General features: G+C 66.2%; 20 protein-coding genes and 1 tRNA gene. 11 read left to right on the plus strand and 10 right to left on the minus strand.

Translation table 11 applies throughout. The annotated features are described in order from the left end of the window. The first annotated feature begins 47 nt into the window (after window positions 1-47). From ACFSCW_RS08785 to ACFSCW_RS08795, 3 genes are all read left to right on the plus strand, one after another. A complete protein-coding gene (locus ACFSCW_RS08785; RefSeq protein ID WP_380888469.1) occupies window positions 48-710 on the plus strand; it encodes a PEPxxWA-CTERM sorting domain-containing protein in 663 nt (220 codons plus the stop codon). 175 nt (window positions 711-885) lie between these two features. Next, window positions 886-2610 (plus strand): AmpG family muropeptide MFS transporter, encoded by a 1725-nt coding sequence (locus ACFSCW_RS08790; RefSeq protein ID WP_380888470.1) that lies wholly within the window; start codon window positions 886-888, stop codon window positions 2608-2610. Window positions 2611-2675: 65 nt separating this feature from the next. After that, window positions 2676-3578, plus strand: a complete 903-nt coding sequence (locus ACFSCW_RS08795; RefSeq protein ID WP_380888471.1) for an iron-containing redox enzyme family protein — start codon at window positions 2676-2678, stop codon at window positions 3576-3578. Here the strand turns inward: ACFSCW_RS08795 and ACFSCW_RS08800 are convergent. The 10 genes from ACFSCW_RS08800 to ACFSCW_RS08845 form a co-directional block, all read right to left on the minus strand. After that, window positions 3572-4837 carry a bifunctional folylpolyglutamate synthase/dihydrofolate synthase gene (locus ACFSCW_RS08800; RefSeq protein ID WP_380888472.1) on the minus strand — a complete coding sequence of 422 codons (1266 nt, stop codon included), beginning with the start codon at window positions 4835-4837 and terminating at the stop codon, window positions 3572-3574. The genes ACFSCW_RS08795 and ACFSCW_RS08800 overlap by 7 nt on opposite strands. Before the next feature lie 112 nt (window positions 4838-4949). Next, window positions 4950-5804 carry an acetyl-CoA carboxylase, carboxyltransferase subunit beta gene (gene accD, locus ACFSCW_RS08805; RefSeq protein WP_380888473.1) on the minus strand — a complete coding sequence of 285 codons (855 nt, stop codon included), beginning with the start codon at window positions 5802-5804 and terminating at the stop codon, window positions 4950-4952. Continuing rightward, window positions 5801-6619 (minus strand): tryptophan synthase subunit alpha, encoded by an 819-nt coding sequence (trpA, locus tag ACFSCW_RS08810; RefSeq protein ID WP_380888474.1) that lies wholly within the window; start codon window positions 6617-6619, stop codon window positions 5801-5803. The genes accD and trpA overlap by 4 nt, the downstream gene beginning before the upstream one ends. Then, window positions 6616-7848, minus strand: coding sequence for a tryptophan synthase subunit beta (trpB, locus tag ACFSCW_RS08815; protein ID WP_380888475.1), 1233 nt, complete (start codon window positions 7846-7848; stop codon window positions 6616-6618). The genes trpA and trpB overlap by 4 nt, the downstream gene beginning before the upstream one ends. Next, window positions 7845-8483, minus strand: a complete 639-nt coding sequence (locus ACFSCW_RS08820) for a phosphoribosylanthranilate isomerase (RefSeq protein WP_380888476.1) — start codon at window positions 8481-8483, stop codon at window positions 7845-7847. The genes trpB and ACFSCW_RS08820 overlap by 4 nt, the downstream gene beginning before the upstream one ends. A 110-nt stretch (window positions 8484-8593) precedes the next feature. Next, window positions 8594-9268, minus strand: coding sequence for an orotidine-5'-phosphate decarboxylase (gene pyrF, locus ACFSCW_RS08825; RefSeq protein WP_380888477.1), 675 nt, complete (start codon window positions 9266-9268; stop codon window positions 8594-8596). Continuing rightward, window positions 9265-9576, minus strand: coding sequence for a hypothetical protein (locus ACFSCW_RS08830; protein WP_380888478.1), 312 nt, complete (start codon window positions 9574-9576; stop codon window positions 9265-9267). The genes pyrF and ACFSCW_RS08830 overlap by 4 nt, the downstream gene beginning before the upstream one ends. A gap of 32 nt (window positions 9577-9608) precedes the next feature. After that, on the minus strand, window positions 9609-11903 hold the full coding sequence (locus tag ACFSCW_RS08835) for a patatin-like protein (RefSeq protein WP_380890067.1): 2295 nt from the start codon (window positions 11901-11903) through the stop codon (window positions 9609-9611). A 25-nt stretch (window positions 11904-11928) separates the two neighbouring features. Further along, window positions 11929-12597 (minus strand): endonuclease/exonuclease/phosphatase family protein, encoded by a 669-nt coding sequence (locus ACFSCW_RS08840; RefSeq protein WP_380888479.1) that lies wholly within the window; start codon window positions 12595-12597, stop codon window positions 11929-11931. 79 nt (window positions 12598-12676) lie between these two features. Next, a tRNA-Ser gene (locus ACFSCW_RS08845) sits at window positions 12677-12766 on the minus strand. 98 nt (window positions 12767-12864) lie between these two features. Here ACFSCW_RS08845 and ACFSCW_RS08850 point away from each other — a divergent pair. Genes ACFSCW_RS08850 through ACFSCW_RS08885 form a run of 8 tightly spaced genes read left to right on the plus strand, consistent with a single transcriptional unit; the run spans window position 12865 to window position 20432 of the window. Next, window positions 12865-13899 carry a lytic murein transglycosylase gene (locus tag ACFSCW_RS08850; protein WP_380888480.1) on the plus strand — a complete coding sequence of 345 codons (1035 nt, stop codon included), beginning with the start codon at window positions 12865-12867 and terminating at the stop codon, window positions 13897-13899. A gap of 11 nt (window positions 13900-13910) precedes the next feature. Then, window positions 13911-15077: a D-alanyl-D-alanine carboxypeptidase family protein gene (locus ACFSCW_RS08855; protein ID WP_380888481.1), complete on the plus strand. Its 1167-nt coding sequence runs from the start codon at window positions 13911-13913 to the stop codon at window positions 15075-15077. Continuing rightward, entirely contained in the window at window positions 15074-15715 is a 642-nt protein-coding gene (gene tmk / locus ACFSCW_RS08860) for a dTMP kinase (protein WP_380888482.1), read from the plus strand. The genes ACFSCW_RS08855 and tmk overlap by 4 nt, the downstream gene beginning before the upstream one ends. After that, window positions 15712-16722, plus strand: coding sequence for a DNA polymerase III subunit delta' (locus ACFSCW_RS08865; protein WP_380888483.1), 1011 nt, complete (start codon window positions 15712-15714; stop codon window positions 16720-16722). The genes tmk and ACFSCW_RS08865 overlap by 4 nt, the downstream gene beginning before the upstream one ends. Before the next feature lie 17 nt (window positions 16723-16739). Continuing rightward, window positions 16740-18269 (plus strand): methionine--tRNA ligase, encoded by a 1530-nt coding sequence (metG, locus tag ACFSCW_RS08870; RefSeq protein WP_380888484.1) that lies wholly within the window; start codon window positions 16740-16742, stop codon window positions 18267-18269. Between the two features lie 5 nt (window positions 18270-18274). Continuing rightward, a complete protein-coding gene (locus tag ACFSCW_RS08875) occupies window positions 18275-19051 on the plus strand; it encodes a TatD family hydrolase (RefSeq protein ID WP_380888485.1) in 777 nt (258 codons plus the stop codon). Further along, complete coding sequence (locus ACFSCW_RS08880) at window positions 19048-19812, plus strand: MBL fold metallo-hydrolase (RefSeq protein ID WP_380888486.1); 765 nt, start codon at window positions 19048-19050, stop codon at window positions 19810-19812. Before ACFSCW_RS08875 ends, ACFSCW_RS08880 begins: the two co-directional genes overlap by 4 nt. Further along, a complete protein-coding gene (locus tag ACFSCW_RS08885; protein WP_380888487.1) occupies window positions 19809-20432 on the plus strand; it encodes a retropepsin-like aspartic protease family protein in 624 nt (207 codons plus the stop codon). The genes ACFSCW_RS08880 and ACFSCW_RS08885 overlap by 4 nt, the downstream gene beginning before the upstream one ends. Window positions 20433-20455: the final 23 nt, after the last annotated feature.

Below are 20455 nucleotides of genomic sequence, written 5' to 3' on the forward strand. Positions count from 1 at the left end.
GCGCCGCCCCGCGTCACTTCCGCCTCGTGTTTCAGGGGAGTTGCGTGATGTTCAAGCGTTTCGTGGCAGCGGCCGTGCTGGCGGGGGTTTCGTTTCCGGCAGGGGCGATGACCTACATGGCGACGGTCAAAGGGGTCGTCGATTCGACGTTCGATACGGCCGTCACGGCGCCAGGCGCCACGTCGCGCATCGAGCAGGGCGATACGATCACCGCCACCTTCACCTTCATGAAGATCGAAACGCTGGCCGAAGCGCTGGCGGCAAGCTTCGGAAATCTCGGGTCCAAGAAGGTCGATTTCCGTCTCGACGGTTACACCTGGACCTCGGCCGGCGATTTCGGCGCGAGCATCATGCCGGTCGATTTCGACGCCGGCCTCGACCCGCTCGCCAATTACTATTCGACGATGGACGACGCCAAGGGAGCGGGCGACCTCCGCGTGAACGGCTACACGTTCGAGATCGGCGAGTTCGGCTACGATCTCTATACCGGTCCGGGCTTCAAGGGGCATTTCGACCAGTCGACGCTGGCGGTGTGGGTCAACGGCCGTCAGGTGGTCTCGCCCACGGCCATGAAGACGATCGATATCAATCCGAGCCTGGTTGCGGCGCCGCCGGTGCCGGAACCGGCCGTCTGGGCGATGATGATCGCCGGCTTCGGGCTTGCCGGCACCGCGCTTCGCACGCGCAAGCAGCGCTTCGCCTTCGCCTGATTGGGGGGAGGGAGCGGCGGCGCTTCGGCGCTGCCGCTTTCTTTTTGGGCTGTCCTACCGGCCCGCACCTGTGCCAGCATGGCAGCATGAGGATCGTCCTTTCTGCTGCCTCGCTTCGGAACGTCGCCGATGCACGTGCCGTGACTTTCGTTACCTTTGTATCGGGTGGACGCGCATGAGCGGGGCCGCTGCCGTTTCAGACGAAGCGCCCGAAGCCGCTCCGGTGAAGCCGAAGCCCAAGGGCTGGCGGCTGCTGAAGATCGCGCTCCGCTCGCGCAAATCGTCGACCATGCTGGCATTCGGCTTCTCGTCCGGGCTACCGTTTTCGCTGCTGGTCGGCACGCTGACCGCGTGGCTGGGCGAAGTCGGCGTCAAGCTCGCCACGATCGGCGTGTTTTCCTGGATCGGGCTCGCTTACTCTTTCAAGTTCCTGTGGTCGCCGGTCGTCGATCGTTTGCCGCTGCCGGGATTGGAGCGGCTCGGCCGGCGCAAGAGCTGGATCGTTCTCTGCCAGGCGATCATCGCTCTCTCGCTGGCGCTTCTGGCGCTGACCGATCCCGCAACCGCAATCGGCAATTTCGTGCTGGTCGCCTTCCTCGCCGCTTTGGCCTCGGCCAGCCACGACATCGCGATCGACGCCTGGCGCATCGACCAGGCGGACGAGGAATCGCCGGTCGAATTGCTCTCTGCCATCTATCAATTCGGCTATCGCACCGCGTCCATTGTTGGGGGGGCGATTGCATTGATCATGGCCGCGCGGATGAGCTGGCCGAACGTCTATCTGGTCATGGCCGGCATATTCGTCGGTCTGCTGGTGATCACGTTGACGGCACCGGACAGTCCGCGGCCGGAAAGGAAATCGCTTTACGGCGCGTTGGCCGAGCCCGGCGCGCTGAAGCCCGGCGTGCGCGCCGCTCTGCTGGCGGTGGTGGGCGCAAGCTGGCTGTGGGCGATCCTGCGCCTGCTCGCGTTCGCCGTGTCGATGCTTGCGCCCGCGGTCCCCGGCGCCGAGCCGCCGTCCGTCGCCGCCTTCACCAAGACCTGGGGGGTGCTCATCATCGTCGCCACGGTCTTCGTGCCGCTGGCGGTCGCGGCGTTGGCCAACCGGCTGGCGGCGCGCCCCGACAAGGTGCTCAGCGCGAACGATCCCGCGCAGGGGGCGGGCCGGACGGTGATGAACCATCTCTATTCGGCACTGGTCGATCCCCTGGCCGAGCTTTCACGCCGCATGGGATGGGGGGTGCTCGCCGCGATCGGGTTCATCCTGACCTACGCGATCTGCTACAACATCTGGGCCAGCTTCGCTTACCCATTCTATCTCGATTTCCTCAAATACACGAAGGACGAGGTGGCGTTCGCCTCCAAGATCTTCGGCATCATCATGACGATGCTGGGCATCAGCCTTGGCGGTTTCCTGTTCGCGAAGATCGGGCGTTTTCCGACCATTCTGCTCGGCGCAGTGCTGCCGCCGCTGGGTAACTTCCTTTATGCCGACCTGGCGGAGGGCGCGCCGATGATCGACGCTTTCGCGCATGCCCTGCGGCTCGACGCGCTCGCCCAGGCCTTCGGCAGTGACGAGCGAATGATGCGGCTGCTGCTGGCGATCTGCTATGAGAACATCGCGACCGGCCTCGCTCTAACGGCATTCGTCGCTTACGTTTCCAGCATCGTCAGCAAGAAATACGGCGCGATCCAATACGCGCTGCTCTCGTCCCTGCTGTCGTTGGTCGGCACGCTTGGCCGTGGAGCGGTGGGTGAGGCTTTCGACGTCTATGGCTATGCGCCGGTATTTCGCTGGACGGCGGCGACAGCGCTGATCGCGGTGACCTTCGTCATCATCGAATGGCTGCGCGTGTCGGCCGAAGCGCGCCGGACGAGTGCGGCCGAACAAGAGGGCTGATTGGAACCCGACTCGTTGCCAAGGTGTTCTGCTTCCAAAGACTTTCTCTTCGGAGCATCCCTTAAGTGGCAACAAAACTTGTTGCGGCCTCGTCGCCGCAGTTCCTGAATAACGCCTTCCAACGGACATTGGCAAAATGGAACAGGGAACGCCTTGCACCGGCGTTCCCCGATACCGATTGGCGCCGCGACTTTGAACGGAACATGCAGATGCTCCGCCTCGAAGGCGCGTTTCTTGACGAGCTCCGCGCCGAAGTTGCCGACGACCTGGCTGCGGTGCCGGAAGGGCCCGACGCCTTCGTCGCCTGGTTCGAGCAACTGAACCGAACCGGACCCGGCCAGAACCACCCGCTTTTCGCCTGGCTGGCGGAGACCGCGACCGAAGGTCAGATGCGCTGGTTCCTCACCCAGGAAGCGGCGGGCGAGGCGGGCTTCGACGATCTCGTCGCCTACACGCAGGTCAAGCTGCCGCTCGGTCCCAAGCTGGAACTGGCCGAGAATTACTGGGACGAAATGGGCCGCGGCCAACATCGCGGCATCCACACGCTACTACTGCGCGAGCTGGTCGAAACGATGCGCATCGCGCCACAGATCGACACGACGGTCTGGGAGAGCCTTGCGCTCGCCAACGCGATGACGGCGATGGCGACGACACGGCGCTACACATGGCTCTCGGTCGGCGCGCTGGGCGTCGTCGAACTGACCGCGCCGTGGCGCTGCGAGCATGTCTCGGCGGGCCTGAAGCGCCTCGGCTACGGCCAGCGCGAGCGGCTTTATTACGATCTCCACAGCAAGATCGACGTCAAGCACAGCGCGACCTGGAACGAGAATGCGCTGAAGCCGCTGGTCGCAGAAGACCCGCGCCGCGCCCGCGCGATCGCGGAAGGGGCGCTGATCCGGATGCGCTGCGCCGAACGCTGCTTCGATCGCTACGCCGAGCTGCTGGAAGACGGCGCCGAACTCTACTGAGGCGCTTCGCCGTTCAGCGCCAGCACGGTGCCGGCGAGATAGAGCGAGCCCGCGATCAGCATGGGGCCATCGAGATCACGCAAGGCAGCCGGCACGTCGGGGCAGGCGTGGGCATCGAGTCCGAGACCGCGCGCGATTTCGATCAGCGCCTCAGGCGCGTGATGGTCATGGTCCGCGATCGGGACGGCGCTGACGGAACGCACCACCGGTGCGAGCACGCGGAGGAACGTCGCGGCATCCTTGTTGGCGAGCATGCCCAGGATAAGGTGCAGCCTGGGACGATCCGCCAGCGCTTCCGCCAAGGCCTGTGCGGCGGACTCGTTATGCCCGCCGTCGAGCCACACCTCGCGCGCGCCGACAAGCGGCCCCGGCGCGAGCCGCTGCAGCCGCGCCGGCCATCGCGCAGTGCTGATGCCCTCCAGCAGCGCGCGCTCGGGAACGACAATGTCGGATTGGTGCCGCAGCATTGCAATCGCCAGGCCGGCATTGAGCAATTGGTGCTGGCCCGGAAGTGTGGGGGAAGGAAGCTCGAGCGATCCGAACTGATCGCGGTAGGTCTGCCCTTCGACGGACCATGCCTCGCCGAGCTTCAGACGCACGGCGCCGCTCGCCGCGATGGCAGCCTCGATGGTCCGTTCCGCCTCGTCGGGATAGGCAAGCGTGACCAGCGGCACGCCCGCACGCGCGATCCCGGCCTTCTCTCCCGCAATCTCCCCCAAACTCTCGCCCAAAAACGACTGATGATCGATGCCCAGAGCGGCGATGCCGCAAGCGGCGGGCTGGGGGATCACGTTGGTCGCATCCAGCCGACCGCCGAGCCCCACCTCCACGATGCACGCGTCCGCCGGTGTGCGCGCAAAGGCGAGGAACGCCGCCGCCGTCGTAACCTCGAAGAAGCTGGCGTTGAGGTCTTCCGAGACGTCGAGCACCTCAGCCAGCAGAGGGGCGAGCGCCTGGTCCTCGATCAGAGTGCCGGCGATGCGGATGCGCTCGTTGAACCGCACCAGATGGGGGCTGGTGTAGACATGCGCCGTGAGCCCGGCTGCCTCGATCGCGGCGCGCAGGAATGCGCAGGTCGAGCCCTTGCCGTTGGTGCCCGCGACATGCAGCACAGGCGGCAACCGCAGCTCCGGGTTGCCGAGCCGGTCGAGCAGCGCCGTGATCCGCTCCAGCCCCAGAATGTCGCGCCCCGGCGACAGGGCGGCGAGCCGGTCGAGCTGACGCTGAACGGCGGGATCGCTCGACCGGGCGAAGTCCATCAATTCCCCTCCCGCTTGCGGGAGGGGTTAGGAGTGGGAACGGCCATTCGCTGGCAGAGACATTCAGGAAAGGCCCACCCCCGGCCCCTCCCGCAAGCGGGAGGGGAGAAAGTCACGCGGCTGCCCGCTCCGGCATCACATAGTCGATCACGCGCGCCAGCGTCTCGCGCAGTTCGCGGCGGTGGACGACCATGTCGAGCATGCCGTGCTCCAGCAGATATTCGGCGCGCTGGAAGCCTTCGGGAAGCTTTTCGCGGATCGTCTGCTCGATCACACGCTGGCCGGCAAAGCCGATCAACGCGCCCGGCTCGGAGATCTGGATATCGCCGAGCATCGCATAGCTCGCCGTCACGCCGCCCGTCGTGGGGTCGGTCAGCACGACGATATAGGGCAGGCCGGCTTCCTTCAGCTCGGCGATGGCGGCCGTGGTGCGCGGCATCTGCATCAGCGACAATATGCCTTCCTGCATTCGCGCGCCGCCCGCGGCGGTGAAGATGATGTAGGGCAGGCGCGCGTCGATGGCGGCGCGGATGCCGACGATGAACGCCTCGCCGACGCCGACGCCCATCGATCCGCCCATAAAAGCGAAATCCTGCACGCCGACGATCGTTTCATGGCCAACGATCGTGCCGCGCGCGTTCAGCAGCGCATCCGGCTCGTTGGTGGCGGCGCGTGCCGCCTTTATGCGGTCAGGATATTTCTTGGTGTCGCGGAACTTGAGCGGGTCTTCCGGCACGCGCGGCGGTGGCAGCAGCGTGTAGTGGCCGTCGTCGAAGATCTGGGTGAACCGCTTGCGCGCGCCGATGCGTCCGTGATGCTCGCAGCTCGGGCAGACCGACAGATTTTCCTCATATTCCTTGGTGAAGATCATCTGCCCGCAGCTCGGGCATTTGTGCCACAGATTTTCCGCCGTCTCCTTCTGGGTGACGGACGCGATGGCGTTGCGGACGCGCGTGAGCCAACTCATGCGGCATGCTCCTGACGGGCGCCGGCCAGTGCCCCGGCCAACGCTGAAACGAAGGTACGGACGGCGTGAGGAGCATTCGCGCCCTCCGAGCCGACCAGCTCGACGATCGCCGAGCCCACGACGACGCCATCGGCGACCCGGCCGATCGCTGCGGCCTGTTCGGGGCTGCGCACCCCGAACCCGACCGCAACCGGCAGATCGGTGCCCGACCGCAGCCGCGCAACGGCGGTCTCGATCGAAGTCTGCGCCGCCTGCTGCAGCCCGGTAATGCCCGCGACCGACACGTAGTAGAGAAAGCCCGATGCGCCTTCGAGCACGGCGGGCAAGCGCGACGCATCGGTGGTCGGCGTCGCAAGGCGGATCAGATGCAGCCCCCCAGCCCGCAGCGCCGGGCCGAGCGCATCGTCTTCCTCCGGCGGAATGTCGACGCAGATCACACCGTCGACACCCGCCGCTGCCGCCTCGCGTGCGAACCAGTCGGCGCCGCGCGACAGCATCGGATTGGCATAGCCCATCAGGATCAGCGGCGTGTCGACGTGCCGCGCACGGAAATCCCGCGCGATGTCTAGTAGGTCGCGCGTCGTGGTGCCCGCGCCCAACGAGCGCAGATTCGCCTTCTGGATCGCCGGACCGTCCGCCATCGGGTCGGTGAACGGCATGCCGAGCTCGATAATGTCGGCGCCGCCTTCGACCAGCGCGTCAAGGATCGCTGGCGTTGCCGCAGGCGAGGGGTCGCCGCCCGTCACGAAGGTGACCAATGCCGCCCGCCGCTCATCCCGGCAGCGCGCGAACCTTGCCGACAAACGGTCGCTCACAGCGCCACTCCCAACGCGTCCGCGACGGTGAAGATGTCCTTGTCGCCGCGCCCGCACAGGTTCGCGACGATGATCTGATCCCGCTTCATTTCCTTGGACTTACGAACCACAGCGGCAATCGCGTGCGAAGGTTCGAGGGCAGGGATGATGCCTTCGGTGCGGCACAGCAATTGGAACGCATCGAGCGCCTCGCGGTCGGTCGCGCTTTCATACTGCACCCGGCCGATCTCGTGCAGCCAGCTATGCTCCGGGCCGATGCCGGGATAGTCGAGGCCCGCCGAGATAGAATGCGCCTCGGTAATCTGCCCGTCCTCGTCCTGCAGCAGGAACGTCTTGTTCCCGTGGAGCACCCCCGGGCGCCCGCCCGCCAGGCTCGCGGCATGCTCGCTGGTGTCGAGGCCCTTGCCGGCCGCCTCCACCCCCAGCATCGCCACGTCGGCGTCGTCGAGGAACGGATGGAACAGGCCGATCGCGTTCGATCCACCGCCGATCGCTGCCACCAGCAGATCGGGAAGGCGGCCTTCGCGCTGCAGAATCTGTTCGCGCGCCTCGCGGCCGATCACCGACTGAAAGTCGCGCACCAGCTCCGGATAAGGGTGGGGGCCCGCCGCCGTCCCGATGATGTAGAACGTGTCGTCGACGTTCGCGACCCAGTCGCGCAGCGCCTCGTTCATCGCATCCTTGAGCGTCTGCGCACCGCTGGTGACTGGCTTCACCTCGGCGCCGAGCAGCTTCATCCGGAACACATTGGGCGACTGCCGTTCGACGTCACGCGCGCCCATATAGATGGTGCAGGGCAGGCCGAAGCGCGCTGCCACCGTGGCCGTCGCGACGCCATGCTGGCCCGCGCCCGTCTCGGCGATGATCCGGGTCTTGCCCATGCGGATCGCCAGCAGGATCTGGCCGATGCAATTGTTGATCTTGTGCGCGCCGGTGTGATTCAGCTCGTCGCGCTTGAAATAGATTTTGGGGCCAAAGCCCTCGGGCGCGCTTTCGCGCAACGCCTCGGTCAACCGCTCGGCATAATAAAGCGGGCTCGGCCGGCCGACATAATGTTCCAGCAGGTCGTCGAACTGGGCCTGGAAGGCCGGATCGTCCTTGGCGGCGCGATAGGCGCCTTCCAGCTCCAGGATCAGCGGCATCAGCGTCTCGGCGACATAGCGGCCGCCGAAATCTCCGAAATGCCCGCGCTCGTCGGGCTGGGTGCGAAGCGAGTTGGAGAGCGTCATAAAGCGGCGACCGCTTGGAGGAAGCGCGCGATCTTGTCCACATCCTTGACGCCCGGCGCGCTCTCGACGCCGGAAGAGACGTCCACCATCCGCGCGCCCGTCACGCCGACCGCCTCGGCAACATTCTCGGGTGAGAGCCCGCCCGACAGCGCCCAAGGCGCCGGATGCGCGAAGCTATCGAGCAGCTTCCAGTCGAAGCGCAGGCCCATGCCGCCCGGCAATGCGCCCTCTGGCGTCTTGGCGTCGTAAACGATGCGCTCGGCGAGGCCTTTCCACCCTTGAGCCTGATCCAGATCGGCGCGGGTACGGATCGCGACGGCGATCCAAAGCGGCAGCCGAAACCGCGCCGCGATCGCCGCCGCCCTTTCGCGGCCAACCTTGTGGAGTTGCAGCGCATCCAGCCGGCCCGCATCGATCGCGGCGGACAACAGGGCATCGTCGGGATCGACGAAGACTCCGACTTTGCCGACGCGATCCGGCACGCGCGGGGCCAAACCTGCCGCCTTTTCGAACGTCAGATGGCGAGGACTGGCCGGAAAAAAGACGAGCCCGACATGGCGCGCGCCGCCGGCGATCGCTGCGTCGAGCGTTTCGGGCGTGGACAGGCCACAGATTTTGGCGGCGACTCGGGGCATCAGCGATCAGTCAGTATGCCAGTGCGTGCCTCGACTACGCTCGGCATGGACGGGCGGGGGGACTCGATCTGCTCCTTAAGCGTCCATCCCGCGCGAAGTCGAGGGACGCACTATAACGTCGCTTCGATCGCCCGCGCCGCGAGGTCCGGATCTTCCGCTCCGGTTATCGGGCGGCCGACGACCAGAATCGAGGCGCCGTCGTTCAGCGCCTGGCGTGGCGTCACCACACGCTTTTGGTCGCCCGCGGCGCCGTTCACCGGCCGCACGCCCGGCACCACGAAATAGCCGCCGGGCCATAAGCGCTTCGCCGCCTTCACTTCGGCACCGGAGCAGACCAGTCCGTCAAGGCCTGCCTCGCGCGCCAAGGTGGCGAGCCGCTCGACCTGCGCGTGCGGATCGCTCTGGACGCCGATCGAGGTCAGGTCGTCCTCGTCGAGGCTAGTGAGCACCGTCACGCCGACGACTTTCGTGCCGGTCGGCGCGGCCGCCTTGGCATCCTCCATCATCGCGCGTCCGCCGGCCGCGTGCACGGTCAGCACCGCGGGTTCCAGGTCGCGCAACGCCTGCACTGCCTTCGCGACCGTGTTCGGGATGTCGTGCAGCTTCAGGTCGAGGAAGATCGGCAGCCCGAGATGCGCCATCTCCTTCACGCCCGACCGCCCGTTCGCCGCAAAGAATTCGAGGCCGAGCTTGATGCCGCCGACGTGGTTTTTCACGCGCGTCGCAAGGGTTTTGGCGCGCTCGAGGTCCGGCGTGTCGAGCGCGACGTAGATCGGGCTGGTCATGCGCCGCCTGGCGGAACGGTGGTGATCGGTCCGGCGGGTCCCATCGGCTCGGTCGCGGGGGACAGAGGCGGAGTCGTCAGGCTCGCATCGATCCTCTCGTGACGGCGCAGCCGATAGCGGGCGGCCTGCCAGAGCAGGAGCGGCGGCAGCAGGCCAAGCAGGAAGAAGAAGCCGAGCAAAACCGGCAGTTTCGTTTCCAGGATGAGCCCGTTCCACAGGTTCACGCCAACGACGGTCCAGTTGTTGAAACAGAACAGCGCGACGATCACCGCCACGACGATCCAGAAGAGGGTCTTCAGGAAGGACATGGCCGGACCTTATTGCGTGATGCGGCTCAAGGCTAGCCGATCTCCGCGTGCAATTGTTCGAATAGCCACGGCACGGCGGTCAGGCGCGGCTCTTCCTCCGCTAGAATCGCGCGGAAAAGCCGGCGTTTCAGCTCCGCTGCCATGCCCGGCGGCAGGGTGCGGTGAGGGGGGAGACTGGAAAGTACGATGTCGATCAGCCGATCCGCGCCGTGCAATCGTCCCCAGAGATAGTCGTTCTCACGATAGCCTCTGCTAAAGAACGCTCCGAAGCTGTTGAATCGGATGCCTTTCAACGTCGCTTCCGCACCGCCTTCCCGGATGCTGGTCGCGTCGTCCGGCGAGATGCGGTCGACTTTCACCTGGTCGAATTCGCCATCGCTTTCGGCACCCATCAGCGACAGGGTCGTAAGGTCGTAGAACGCGAAACCAAGATAGGCGAACAGCATGTCCCGGCGCTCGACCCGGGGAAGCGTGGCAAGCGCGTCGGACAGCAGCCGATCCGCCTCGTCGTCGATGCGCCTAAGGTCCCGCGCTGCCCCGATCGCGTCCATCGCTGCGCCGGGCTCATCGTCTATGCTGCAGGCGAGCGCGACCACCTCGCCGCTGAAGAAACTGGCGACCTCCCGCTCCAGGTAGAAAGCGAGAATTTCGTAGATGCAGCGTTCGAACGCCTCGCATTCCCGCGTGAGCTCGACATTTGCTTCCTGAACCGCCGCGAGCCGCCGCGCGAGAAAACGCATCCGGCGGATCCGAAAGCCAAGATCGTGCTCGCGGAAAAAGGCGATAGCGAGAGGGGTCGCGCCAGCACCCGGCGCGCTGACCCGGTCCAGGCCGCGCCGGGCGAGTTCGGTCCAGATCGCCTCGCGCGCCTGGGTGCGGCTGGGGCCGACGCCGCCCGGCGTCAGGCGGCGGATAAGTCCGGCGAGTTCCTCGACGATGCCTGAGACTTTCAAATGCCCGTAAGCCGCGTAGGCCGGCCCCGCACGCCGGGCGGCTTCGGTCTGGGCCCGCGACCGCCACGTGGCGATCCGCGCAGGCGTCGGGCTGTCGAGGAAGAACGTGCCCCCGAAAAGGTGCGTAATCGCTTCCTCGACTTCGTCCTTCAGCGCATCGATCACGCGCCGCGTCCGCGCGATCCGCCCGGAGCGGCCCTGCAGCGCCTCCAGATTGTCGCGGATCGGCTGCTCGCGCGGGATTTCGGTGAGCGCGCCCAGGATCGTCGAGAAAAAGCCGGGCGCCTCAGCACCGCTGGCGCCGCCAAGCCTTATGCTGCGAATGCCGGGCTTGGGATCGATATAGACGAAGCGCCGATCGATCTCTCGACGCGCCGACCGGTTCTTGAGGGCGTCCATCGCCGGCCGGAACGGCGCGTTGGCCAACACCGAGCCGTCGATCAGCACGGCCGTGTCGGCCATGTTCGCCGCGGCGTGGCGGGGCAGGGTGCGGGCAAGAAAGGCCTCGCGTCCCGCCCAATCGATCCCCCGTGCCGCGAGCACGGCATCGAGCTCCTTGACCGTGAACGGCGGAAACGCCCCCGGAAAACTTGCCGTTCCCCGCGCCGCAAAGGCGAGTTCGGCCGGATCGCCGAGCTTCCGCTCCGATCCGCCGCGATCGGTAAAGCTGACGGTCAATCTATGTTCTGTTTCAACGACTTCAGGCGGGCTGTTGAGTTTCAGTCTCTGCGGATGGCCGCGGAAATCGGTCAGCGTGACGAACAGGTCGAGCGGCTGATCGTCGGGCAGCAGCGGCGGCCCCGCTTCGGAAGCTTCCATCGCCTCCAACGCATCCAGCAACAGTCCGGTGAAGACCTCGCCGCCAAAGGGCGGTTCGAACCAGCGCGCACGCACGAACCCGGAGAGTTTGCGCCGCACTTCGGCCCGCGTGTCGGGATCGACGCTTTCGAGCGCATCGCCGCCACGATCGGCAAGCATTGCGAGGGGGATCGCCCAAAGCTTGGACAGGCGAGTCGCTCGCGCGTTCGGGTCGATCAGCCGTTCGACATCGGCCGCTTCCAGCCACAGATCGGTCAGGGGGTCGAGCGACTGACCGGTCGCGATTGCCTGCGCCAGAAAGATGCCATTGATGCCGCCCGCGCTCGCCCCCGCAATGATATCGGAAAAGACGGTGAGCTTCAGCCCCGCATGCGTCTCGATGCGGTCGAGCAGCTCGCGATAGATTTCCTGCGAGCCGGTGCAGAAACGCCCGTCTTGAAAGGCTCGGCTGGCGCGGGCGAGGCGCCACACTTCCTTGGTGATGCCGTGCATATAGACGGCAAGGCTGATCCCGCCATAGCAGACCAGCGCAAGCCGAAGTTCCTTCTCCCGCATCGCCATCAAGAGTGACCGAGAATGGTCAAGCTGTCGAGGCGAACTCGGCCCAGATCGGCAGATGGTCCGACGCCTGGCGCGCCTTGGGCGAGCAATGCACGCCGCAATCCTTAAGCTCGAGCCCCCGGAACATAATCCGGTCGAGCGCCGCCACCGGCCGGCGCGCATGAAAGCTCCGCCCGGTGGGTGCGAAAGCGAAATGGTGCCCGAAGTCCCGCAGGCAGCCGCTTTGCGCGGTCCATTCGTTCAGGTCGCCCATCATCACCGTCGGCAGGGGCTCACCCTGATCGGCCCGGTGCAGGATGGCGCGGCTCTGCCTGCGCCGCCACAGGCCGGAAAGATCGAGGTGCATGCCGACGACACGCAGCGGCACCCCGGCGACTTTCATATCGCTCAGCACCGCGCCGCGAGGTTCCAGCGCCGGAATGTGCAGCGCCTCGCAGCTTCCGATCTCGACGTCGCGATGCACCAGGATCGCGTTGCCGTGCCAGCCGATGCCGCCGGTGCGGTGAGGCAAAGGCACGGGGCGATAGGGACTATGTTCCTCGAGCAAATGGGCGGGAAGGGCGCTCATCCGTTCGCCGAACCGCCGATCCGCTTCCTGCAGGGCGACCACGTCCGCGCCGATCTCGCACAGCACTTCGATCACTCGCTCGGGATTGCGCCGCCGATCCGTCCCGATCGCTTTGCGCATATTGTAACTGGCGACGCGGATCATGCGGGTCTTAAAGTCCTCAACCCGCCTGCAGGTTGCACGGCAGGGCGAAGCAGGATGGCGGAAGAGGTGGGATTCGAACCCACGGACGGCTTGCACCGTCGCTGGTTTTCAAGACCAGTGCCTTAAACCACTCGGCCACTCTTCCTTTGCGCCCGCTTAAGCGCGGAAGCTGTGGACGCACAAGAAAACTCTCTTGAAAGCGTTCGTCGCTATGGCAGTTAGGGTTAACGAGAGGGGTAGGCGATGCGTAGCGTATTGGTCGCCGCCGCTCTGGCGTTCGGTATCGGCGCGCCGGCGGCGGCTCAGGATGAAGCAGGGTTCCAGGCATTTCTGGGCCAGGTGAGGGCGCAGGCCCTGATGCAAGGCGTGAGAGCGCGGACGCTCGACAGCGTGCTGCCGACGCTGACGTTCAACCCGCGCGTGGTGGAGCTCGATCGCGCGCAGCCGGGCGGCACGCCGGGAACGACGACCCCGAGTTCGATCCCCGCCTTCGCGCCCTATCGCATCCAGCATGTCGATTCCGCCCGCATTTCCCGCGGCCGCGCGAAGTATCAGGCGCTCCGACCCTTGCTGTCGCGCGTCGAGGCGCAGACCGGCGTTCCCGAAGAGATCATGGTTGCGATCTGGGGCCACGAAACCAACTACGGCGCGTACACGGGCAATTTCGACCTGCCGCGCTCGCTCGCCAGCCTTGCCTATGATGGGCGCCGGCGCGATCTGTTCACGCAAGAGCTGATCGACACCTTCAAGATGATCGATCGCGGCGTCCCGCGCGAAAAGCTGAAAGGAAGCTGGGCCGGTGCGACCGGCTATCCGCAGTTCCTCCCGAGCGTCTATCTGCGCCTCGCCCGCGACGGCGACGGCGACGGCAAGGCGGATATCTGGTCGTCGGATGCCGACGCGCTCGCCTCGATCGCCAACTATTTCGTCAATGCCGGCTGGCGCCCGGGCCGCCCTTGGGGTGTGCCGGCAAGCGCACCGCCGTATCTCGATCGCACGAGCGTTGCCGGCAAAGTGACGTCACCCCGCTGCCCGCGCGTGCATGACCGGCATACGCGCTGGCTGACGGTGGCCGAGTGGCGTGCCCGCGGCGTCGTCCAGACCGGCGGCCAGCGCCTGCGCGATACCGAGCTGGTCACCTTGCTCGAACCCGACGGGCCCGGCGCGCAGGCCTATCTGCTCACCGGCAATTACCGCGTGATCCTCGATTATAACTGCTCCAATTTCTACGCGCTTTCGGTAGGGCTGCTGGCCGACGCCGTCGCGCAACCATCGTGAGTCCTGCCCATATGAAAACCTATCTGTTCGGTTCGCTGTCCCTGATCGCACTCGCGACGCCCACGATGGCCGCGGCCCCGCCTTTCGATACGCCGGCGCCGATCGCCTATATGGTCGACCTGTCGTCGGGCGCGGAGCTCTATGCGAAGGACGCCGACCGGCGCATTCCGCCCGCATCGATGGCGAAGATGATGACGGTCTATGTCGCGTTCGACATGATCAAGAAGGGCGAGCTGAAGCCGAACCAGATGTTCACGGTGCGGCCGGAAACCTGGCAGAAATGGCACGGTCCCGCGGCCGGCTCCACGATGTTCCTATCGGCGAACGAGCAGGTCTCCGTCGAAAATCTCCTCTACGGCATCGTCACGCTGTCGGGGAACGATGCCTGCGTCGTGCTGGCGGAAGGCATTGCCGGCACCGAGGAAGCGTTCGTCCAGCGCATGAACGACGCCGCCAAACGCATCGGCCTGACCGAAAGCCATTTCGGCACCTCGAACGGCTGGCCGGACAATGGCGTCACCTATGTGACCGCGCGCGACCTCGCCAAGCTCGCCAAGGCGACGATCGAGAACCATCCGCAGCTCTATAAGCAATATTATAGCAAGCCGAATTTCACCTGGGGCAAGACCCTGGGCGCCGGCGACCCGATCACCCAGGCGAACCGCGATCCGCTGCTCGGCCGCGTTGCCGGCGCGGACGGCCTCAAGACAGGACATACCGACGAGGCCGGCTATGGCTTCACCGGCTCGGCCGAACAGAATGGCCGCCGGCTGGTGATGGTGCTCGCGGGGCTGGACAGCTTCAACCAGCGCATTTCCGAATCGGTGCGCTTCATGGAATGGGGCTTCCGGGCCTGGCAGGCCAAGCCGCTGTTCAAGCAGGGGGCCAAAGTCGAAACGGCCGACGTCCAGCTCGGCAGCGAAAACCAGGTCGGCCTGATCGCGCCGCGGAACCTCGCGGTGACGCTGCCGGGCGGCGCGGCGTCGAACATCCAGGTGAAGGTCGTCTATGACGGGCCGATCAAGGCGCCGATCAAGAAGGGCCAGCACATCGCCGATCTCGTCGTCTCGACGCCCGACACGCCGCCGCAGACCATGCCGCTGGTGGCGGAAAGCGATGTCGGGGAAGCCGGGTTCTTTGGCCGCGTCTGGGCCGCGCTCAAGTCCTTCTTCGCTTGACCCTTCGACGGGCTCAGGGCTGCTTCATCAGCCTCGAGGGAGGCGAGGGCGTCGGCAAATCAACCCAGGCGGGGCGGCTGACCGATGCGCTTCGCGCGCGGGGCCTCGACGTGCTGCTGACGCGCGAGCCGGGCGGCAGCCCGGGCGCCGAGGCCATTCGCCAGCTCCTGCTGGAAGGAGCGGGCGATCGCTGGACGCCCGGCGCCGAGGCGCTGCTGTTCGCGGCCGCGCGCGCCGATCACGTCACCAAGACCATCGAGCCGGCGCTGGAAGCAGGCCGCTGGGTGTTGTGCGACCGCTTTCTCGACAGCTCGCGCGCCTATCAGGGAGTGGCGGGCGAGGTTGGCGACGCGGCAATCCAGAACCTGCACCAGATCGGCAGCGACGGCGCGTTGCCGGACCGAACGCTGGTGCTGATGCTGAGCGACGAGGACGCCGCCGCGCGCGCCCATGCGCGCGATGAAGGCTGCCCTGACCGGATCGGCGGCCGCGACGCGAAATTCCACGCCGCCGTCGCGCAGGCCTTTCGCGACTTCGCCCGCGACGATCCCGCGCGCATCCGCCTCATCGATGCGAGCGGTGACGAGGAAGCCGTCACCGAACGCCTGCTCGCCGCCCTCTCCGATCTGCTGTCATGACGTCACTTTTGGGCCATGATGCCCAGGCGGCGGCGTTCCTGGGCGCGATGCGCTCGGAGCGACTGCATCATGCCTGGCTGCTGACCGGCCCGCGCGGAATCGGCAAGGCGAGCTTCGCCAAGGCCGCCGCCCTGCGCCTGCTCGCCGAGGCCGCCGGCCCGGCGCCAGGCGGGCAGGGGCTCGACGTCGATCCCGAGCATCGCATGGCCCGGCTGTTCGCCGCCAAGAGCCATCCAGACTTCCGGCTCGTCGAGCGCGTGCCGTGGGATTCGAAGGGCGAGATCGTGCCCGAAGACAAGCGCGACGCGACCACGCAACCGGGGCGCAACATCCGCATCAAGCAGATCCGCGACCTCGATCCGCTGCTGTCGATGGTGCCGTCGATGTCGCCGCGCCGCGCGATCGTGATCGACGCCGCCGACGACATGGAGCGCAGCGCCGCCAACGCGCTGCTCAAAAGCCTGGAGGAGCCGCCCTCGGGCACCGTGTTCTTCCTGGTTAGCCACATGCCGGGCCGCCTGCTGCCGACGATCCGCTCCCGCTGCCGGCTGCTGCGCTTTGCGCCGCTCTCCGACGAGCAGATGCGCGTCGTGCTCCGCCGCGAGATGCCGGATGCGGACGGGCGGGAGATCGACGCGCTGGCCAGGGCAGGAGAGGGCGCCCCCGGCCAGGCGCTGCGCTTCGCCGGGCTCGACATCGGCGCGCTGCAGGAAGCGCTGGAGACGCTGGCGCGCACCGGCGATCCATCGAACGCCACGCGCGCCGCGCTCGCCAAATCGCTCGCGCTCAAGGCCGCTCAGCCGCGCTACGAGGCGTTTCTCGAACGCGCGCCCGCCTTCATCGCTGGCCAGGCGCGCGGCCTCAGGGGAGAAGCGCTCGATCGCGCGCTCGATCTCTGGGCCAAGGCCCGCGACCTTGCCGGCAGCGCGATCGGCCTGTCGCTCGACCAGCAGGCGACGGTCTTCCAGCTCGGCTCTTACGTGGCCGCGCTTGCCGCGAAGGACTGACCCGCTAAAGGCGAGGCATGGCCGAACCTTTCTACATCACCACCGCCATCGCGTATCCGAACGGCCGCCCGCATATCGGCCATGCCTATGAAGCGATCGCGACCGATGCGATCGCCCGCTTCCAGCGGATGATGGGCCGCGACACCTTCTTCCTGACCGGCACCGACGAGCACGGCCTGAAAATGGCCCAGACGGCCCGCGACCGCGGCGTCGAGACGAAAGCCCTTGCCGACGAAATGTCCGGATATTTCCAGGAGATGGATCGCGTTCTGAACATCTCCTATGACCGCTTCATCCGCACGACCGAGCCCGCGCACCACGAAGCCAGCCGGGCGATCTGGCAGGCGATGGAAGCGAATGGCGACCTGTATCTCGGCCGCTACGAAGGCTGGTACTCCGTCCGCGACGAGGCCTTCTACGACGAGAAGGAACTGATCGAAGGGGAAGGGGGCGCAAACCTCTCGCCCCAGGGCACGCCCGTCGAATGGACCGTCGAAGAAACCTGGTTCTTCCGCCTGTCCAAATACCAGCAGCCGTTGCTGGACCATTATGCCTCAAACCCGAACTTCATCCGCCCGGAAAGCCGACGCAACGAGGTGCTGCGTTTCGTCGAAGGCGGGCTCGCCGACCTGTCGGTGTCGCGCACCAGCTTCGATTGGGGCGTCAAGGTGCCCGGCGCCGACGGCCATGTCATGTACGTCTGGGTCGATGCGCTGACCTCGTACATCACCGGCGTCGGCTATCCCGGTGCGATGAATTACTGGCCGGCGACCTTCCACATCATCGGCAAGGACATCACCCGCTTCCACACCGTCTATTGGCCGGCCTTCCTGATGTCGGCAGGCATTGCGTTGCCGAAGCGCGTGTTCGCGCACGGTTTCCTGCTTCACCGCGGCGAAAAGATGTCGAAGTCGACGGGCAACGTCGTCGATCCGATGGAGCTTGCCGAACGCTATGGCGTCGATGCGCTTCGCTATTTTCTGCTCCGCGAAGTCGTGTTCGGGCAGGACGGCAGCTATTCGGACGAGGCGATCGTCACCCGCGCCAACGCCGATCTCGCCAACAGCTTCGGCAATCTCGCCCAGCGCGTGCTGAGCTTTATCGCCAAGAATGTCGGACACGTGCCGGGCGAGGGGCGACCCGAACCTGCCGATGCCGAGCTGCTGACCATTGTCGCCAAGGCAACCCGCGAGGAACTGCCCGAGGCGTTCGAGCGGCTCGCATTGTCCGAAGGCTGCGAAGCCTGGATGCGCGCCGTGTTCGCCTGCAATCAATATGTCGACGCCCAAGCGCCCTGGACGCTCCGCAAGACCGATCCCGAGCGGATGGAAGCCGTGCTTCGCACGCTGGTGCTCGCGATCCGCGACTTGGCCATCGCAATCCGACCGATCATTCCGGCTTCGGCCGACAAATTACTCGACATGCTCGGCGCGAGTGGCCGCGTTTATGCCGAATTAGCGGACCGCAACTGGATCGACTCCGCCCAGCTCCAGCCACCGAGCCCGATCTTCCCGCGTCTTGAACTGCCGGCGGAAGCCGCCAGCTAAGCGACATGCTCACCGACAGCCACTGCCACCTGAATTACAAGGGCCTGGTCGAGGAACAGGCCGCCGTCATCTCGCGGGCGCGGGCGGCGGGGGTGGGCACGATGCTCAACATCTCGACGCGCGAGAGCGAATGGGACGCGATCGTCGCCACTGCCGCGACCGATCCGGACATCTGGGCCTCGATCGGCATCCATCCGCACGAAGCCGACGCGCATCCTGACGTCGACACCGGCAAGCTGGTCACGAAGGCCGCGCACCCAAAAGTGATCGCGATCGGCGAGACCGGCCTGGATTATTACTACGATCATTCGGACCGCGACCGTCAGCGGGCGAGCTTCCGTTCCCACATCGCCGCTGCCCGCGAAACCGCACTGCCGCTGATCGTCCACACCCGCGATGCGGAGCAGGACACCGCGGACATTCTCGCCGACGAAATGGAGAAGGGCACCTATACCGGCGTCATCCACTGCTTCACCGCGAGCGGAGCTTTCGCCGACAAGGCATTGGATTTGGGCCTCTATATCTCCATCTCCGGCATCGTGACGTTCAATAACGCCAAGGACCTGCAAGAGACCGCCGCGCGCATCCCGGAGGACCGGCTGCTGATCGAGACCGACTCGCCGTTCCTCGCGCCCGTCCCGCACCGGGGAAAGACCTGCGAGCCGGCCTTCGTCGCCGACACCGCGCGCTTTCTCGCCGGCCTGCGCGGTACGACCGCGGAAGCGCTGGGCGAGGCGACCACGCGCAATTTCCAGGCGCTCTTCACTAAGGCCGCTGCGTGAAGGTGACGATCCTCGGCTGCGGGACGTCCTCGGGCGTTCCGCGGATCGGGAATGATTGGGGCGCTTGCGATCCCACCGAGCCGCGCAACGCCAGGCGGCGCGTGTCGATTCTGGTTAACACGGCATCAACCACGATCCTGGTCGACACCTCGCCTGATCTGCGCGCGCAATTGCTGGATGCCCGGGTAGGCCAGATCGATGCGGTGATCTGGACGCACGATCATGCCGATCATGTCCACGGCCTCGACGATCTGCGCCAGCTCTTCCACAACGCCGGCGCGCCGATCGCGGGCTATGCCCGGCCGGCGACGATCGCAGTGCTCCGCGGCCGTTTCGCCTATGTGTTCGAAGGGGCGGATGGCTATCCCGCCACAGCCACCCTCGCCGAGCTTCCGGACGCGATCCGAATCGGCGACATCGATGTCCGCGTTGTCGACCAGCCCCACGGTTCGATCACCTCGGCAGGGCTGCGCTTCGAGGCCGAGGGAAAGACAGCGGCTTACGCCACAGACTTCCATGCGATGACGGACGCGATGCGGACCCTATATTCGGGGCTGGGCCTCTGGGTCGTCGACGCGCTCCGGCGGCGGCCGCACCCGACCCATCCGCATCTGGGCGAAGTGCTCGGCTGGGCCGCGGAGTTGGCGCCGAAGCGAACGCTGCTGACGCACATGGATAATTCGATGGACTACAAGAGCTTGCTGGCCGAACTTCCCGCAGGAGTGCAGCCGGCATATGACAACCAGGCGATCCTGCTGTGACGGGTGATCAGACCGCCCAAGTGCTGGGCGCCGTGATGATGCTGACTTTGGTCGGCTCAAGCCTGTTGTCACGCCGCATGCGGCTGGGCGATGTCGCGCGAATGGTTGCCGGCTGGCTGCTGATCTTCGCCGCGGTGCTGGTCGGCTACAGCTATCGGTTCGAGCTGAACGCGGTCGTGCAGCGCGTGGCCGGCGATCTGCTCGGCGAGCGCGGCCAGACGGTTGGCGGCACGCTCAGAGTGCCGATGGCGCCCGACGGCCATTTCTGGGTGCGCGCGCGCATCAATGGGCATGAGCAACGCTTCCTGATCGACAGCGGCGCGACGACCACGGCTTTGTCGAGCGACGCGGCGGAAGCCGCCGAGCTGAACATTGATCGCGGCGGCTTTCCGGTCGTCATCGAGACCGCCAATGGCGCGGTCCGTGCCGATCGTACGAACATCCGCCGGCTGACCCTGGGGCCAATCCTGTCCAAGGATCTGGGCGCGGTGGTGTCGCCGGCGTTCGGCGAGATGAACGTGCTCGGCATGAACTTTCTGTCGTCGCTAAAGGGGTGGCGCGTGGAAGGGCGCACACTGGTGCTCGAACCGCATCACCCTCACGTGAAAGGCGATAGCTGATATTGCTTTACATAATGTATATT

It is taken from the genome of Sphingomonas tabacisoli, from assembly GCF_042678385.1.
Classification (GTDB): domain Bacteria; phylum Pseudomonadota; class Alphaproteobacteria; order Sphingomonadales; family Sphingomonadaceae; genus Sphingomonas_B; species Sphingomonas_B tabacisoli.

Excerpts from the sequence above, each read along its gene's own strand:
- ACFSCW_RS08785 (WP_380888469.1), top strand. The coding sequence starts at position 48 with ATGTTCAAGCGTTTCGTGGCAGCGGCCGTGCTGGCGGGGGTTTCGTTT.
- ACFSCW_RS08790 (WP_380888470.1), top strand. The coding sequence starts at position 886 with ATGAGCGGGGCCGCTGCCGTTTCAGACGAAGCGCCCGAAGCCGCTCCG.
- ACFSCW_RS08800 (WP_380888472.1), bottom strand. The coding sequence starts at position 4,837 with ATGGACTTCGCCCGGTCGAGCGATCCCGCCGTTCAGCGTCAGCTCGAC.
- accD (WP_380888473.1), bottom strand. The coding sequence starts at position 5,804 with ATGAGTTGGCTCACGCGCGTCCGCAACGCCATCGCGTCCGTCACCCAG.
- trpB (WP_380888475.1), bottom strand. The coding sequence starts at position 7,848 with ATGACGCTCTCCAACTCGCTTCGCACCCAGCCCGACGAGCGCGGGCAT.
- ACFSCW_RS08820 (WP_380888476.1), bottom strand. The coding sequence starts at position 8,483 with ATGCCCCGAGTCGCCGCCAAAATCTGTGGCCTGTCCACGCCCGAAACG.
- pyrF (WP_380888477.1), bottom strand. The coding sequence starts at position 9,268 with ATGACCAGCCCGATCTACGTCGCGCTCGACACGCCGGACCTCGAGCGC.
- ACFSCW_RS08830 (WP_380888478.1), bottom strand. The coding sequence starts at position 9,576 with ATGTCCTTCCTGAAGACCCTCTTCTGGATCGTCGTGGCGGTGATCGTC.
- ACFSCW_RS08835 (WP_380890067.1), bottom strand. The coding sequence starts at position 11,903 with ATGCGGGAGAAGGAACTTCGGCTTGCGCTGGTCTGCTATGGCGGGATC.
- ACFSCW_RS08840 (WP_380888479.1), bottom strand. The coding sequence starts at position 12,597 with ATGCGCAAAGCGATCGGGACGGATCGGCGGCGCAATCCCGAGCGAGTG.
- ACFSCW_RS08850 (WP_380888480.1), top strand. The coding sequence starts at position 12,865 with ATGCGTAGCGTATTGGTCGCCGCCGCTCTGGCGTTCGGTATCGGCGCG.
- ACFSCW_RS08855 (WP_380888481.1), top strand. The coding sequence starts at position 13,911 with ATGAAAACCTATCTGTTCGGTTCGCTGTCCCTGATCGCACTCGCGACG.
- ACFSCW_RS08865 (WP_380888483.1), top strand. The coding sequence starts at position 15,712 with ATGACGTCACTTTTGGGCCATGATGCCCAGGCGGCGGCGTTCCTGGGC.
- metG (WP_380888484.1), top strand. The coding sequence starts at position 16,740 with ATGGCCGAACCTTTCTACATCACCACCGCCATCGCGTATCCGAACGGC.
- ACFSCW_RS08875 (WP_380888485.1), top strand. The coding sequence starts at position 18,275 with ATGCTCACCGACAGCCACTGCCACCTGAATTACAAGGGCCTGGTCGAG.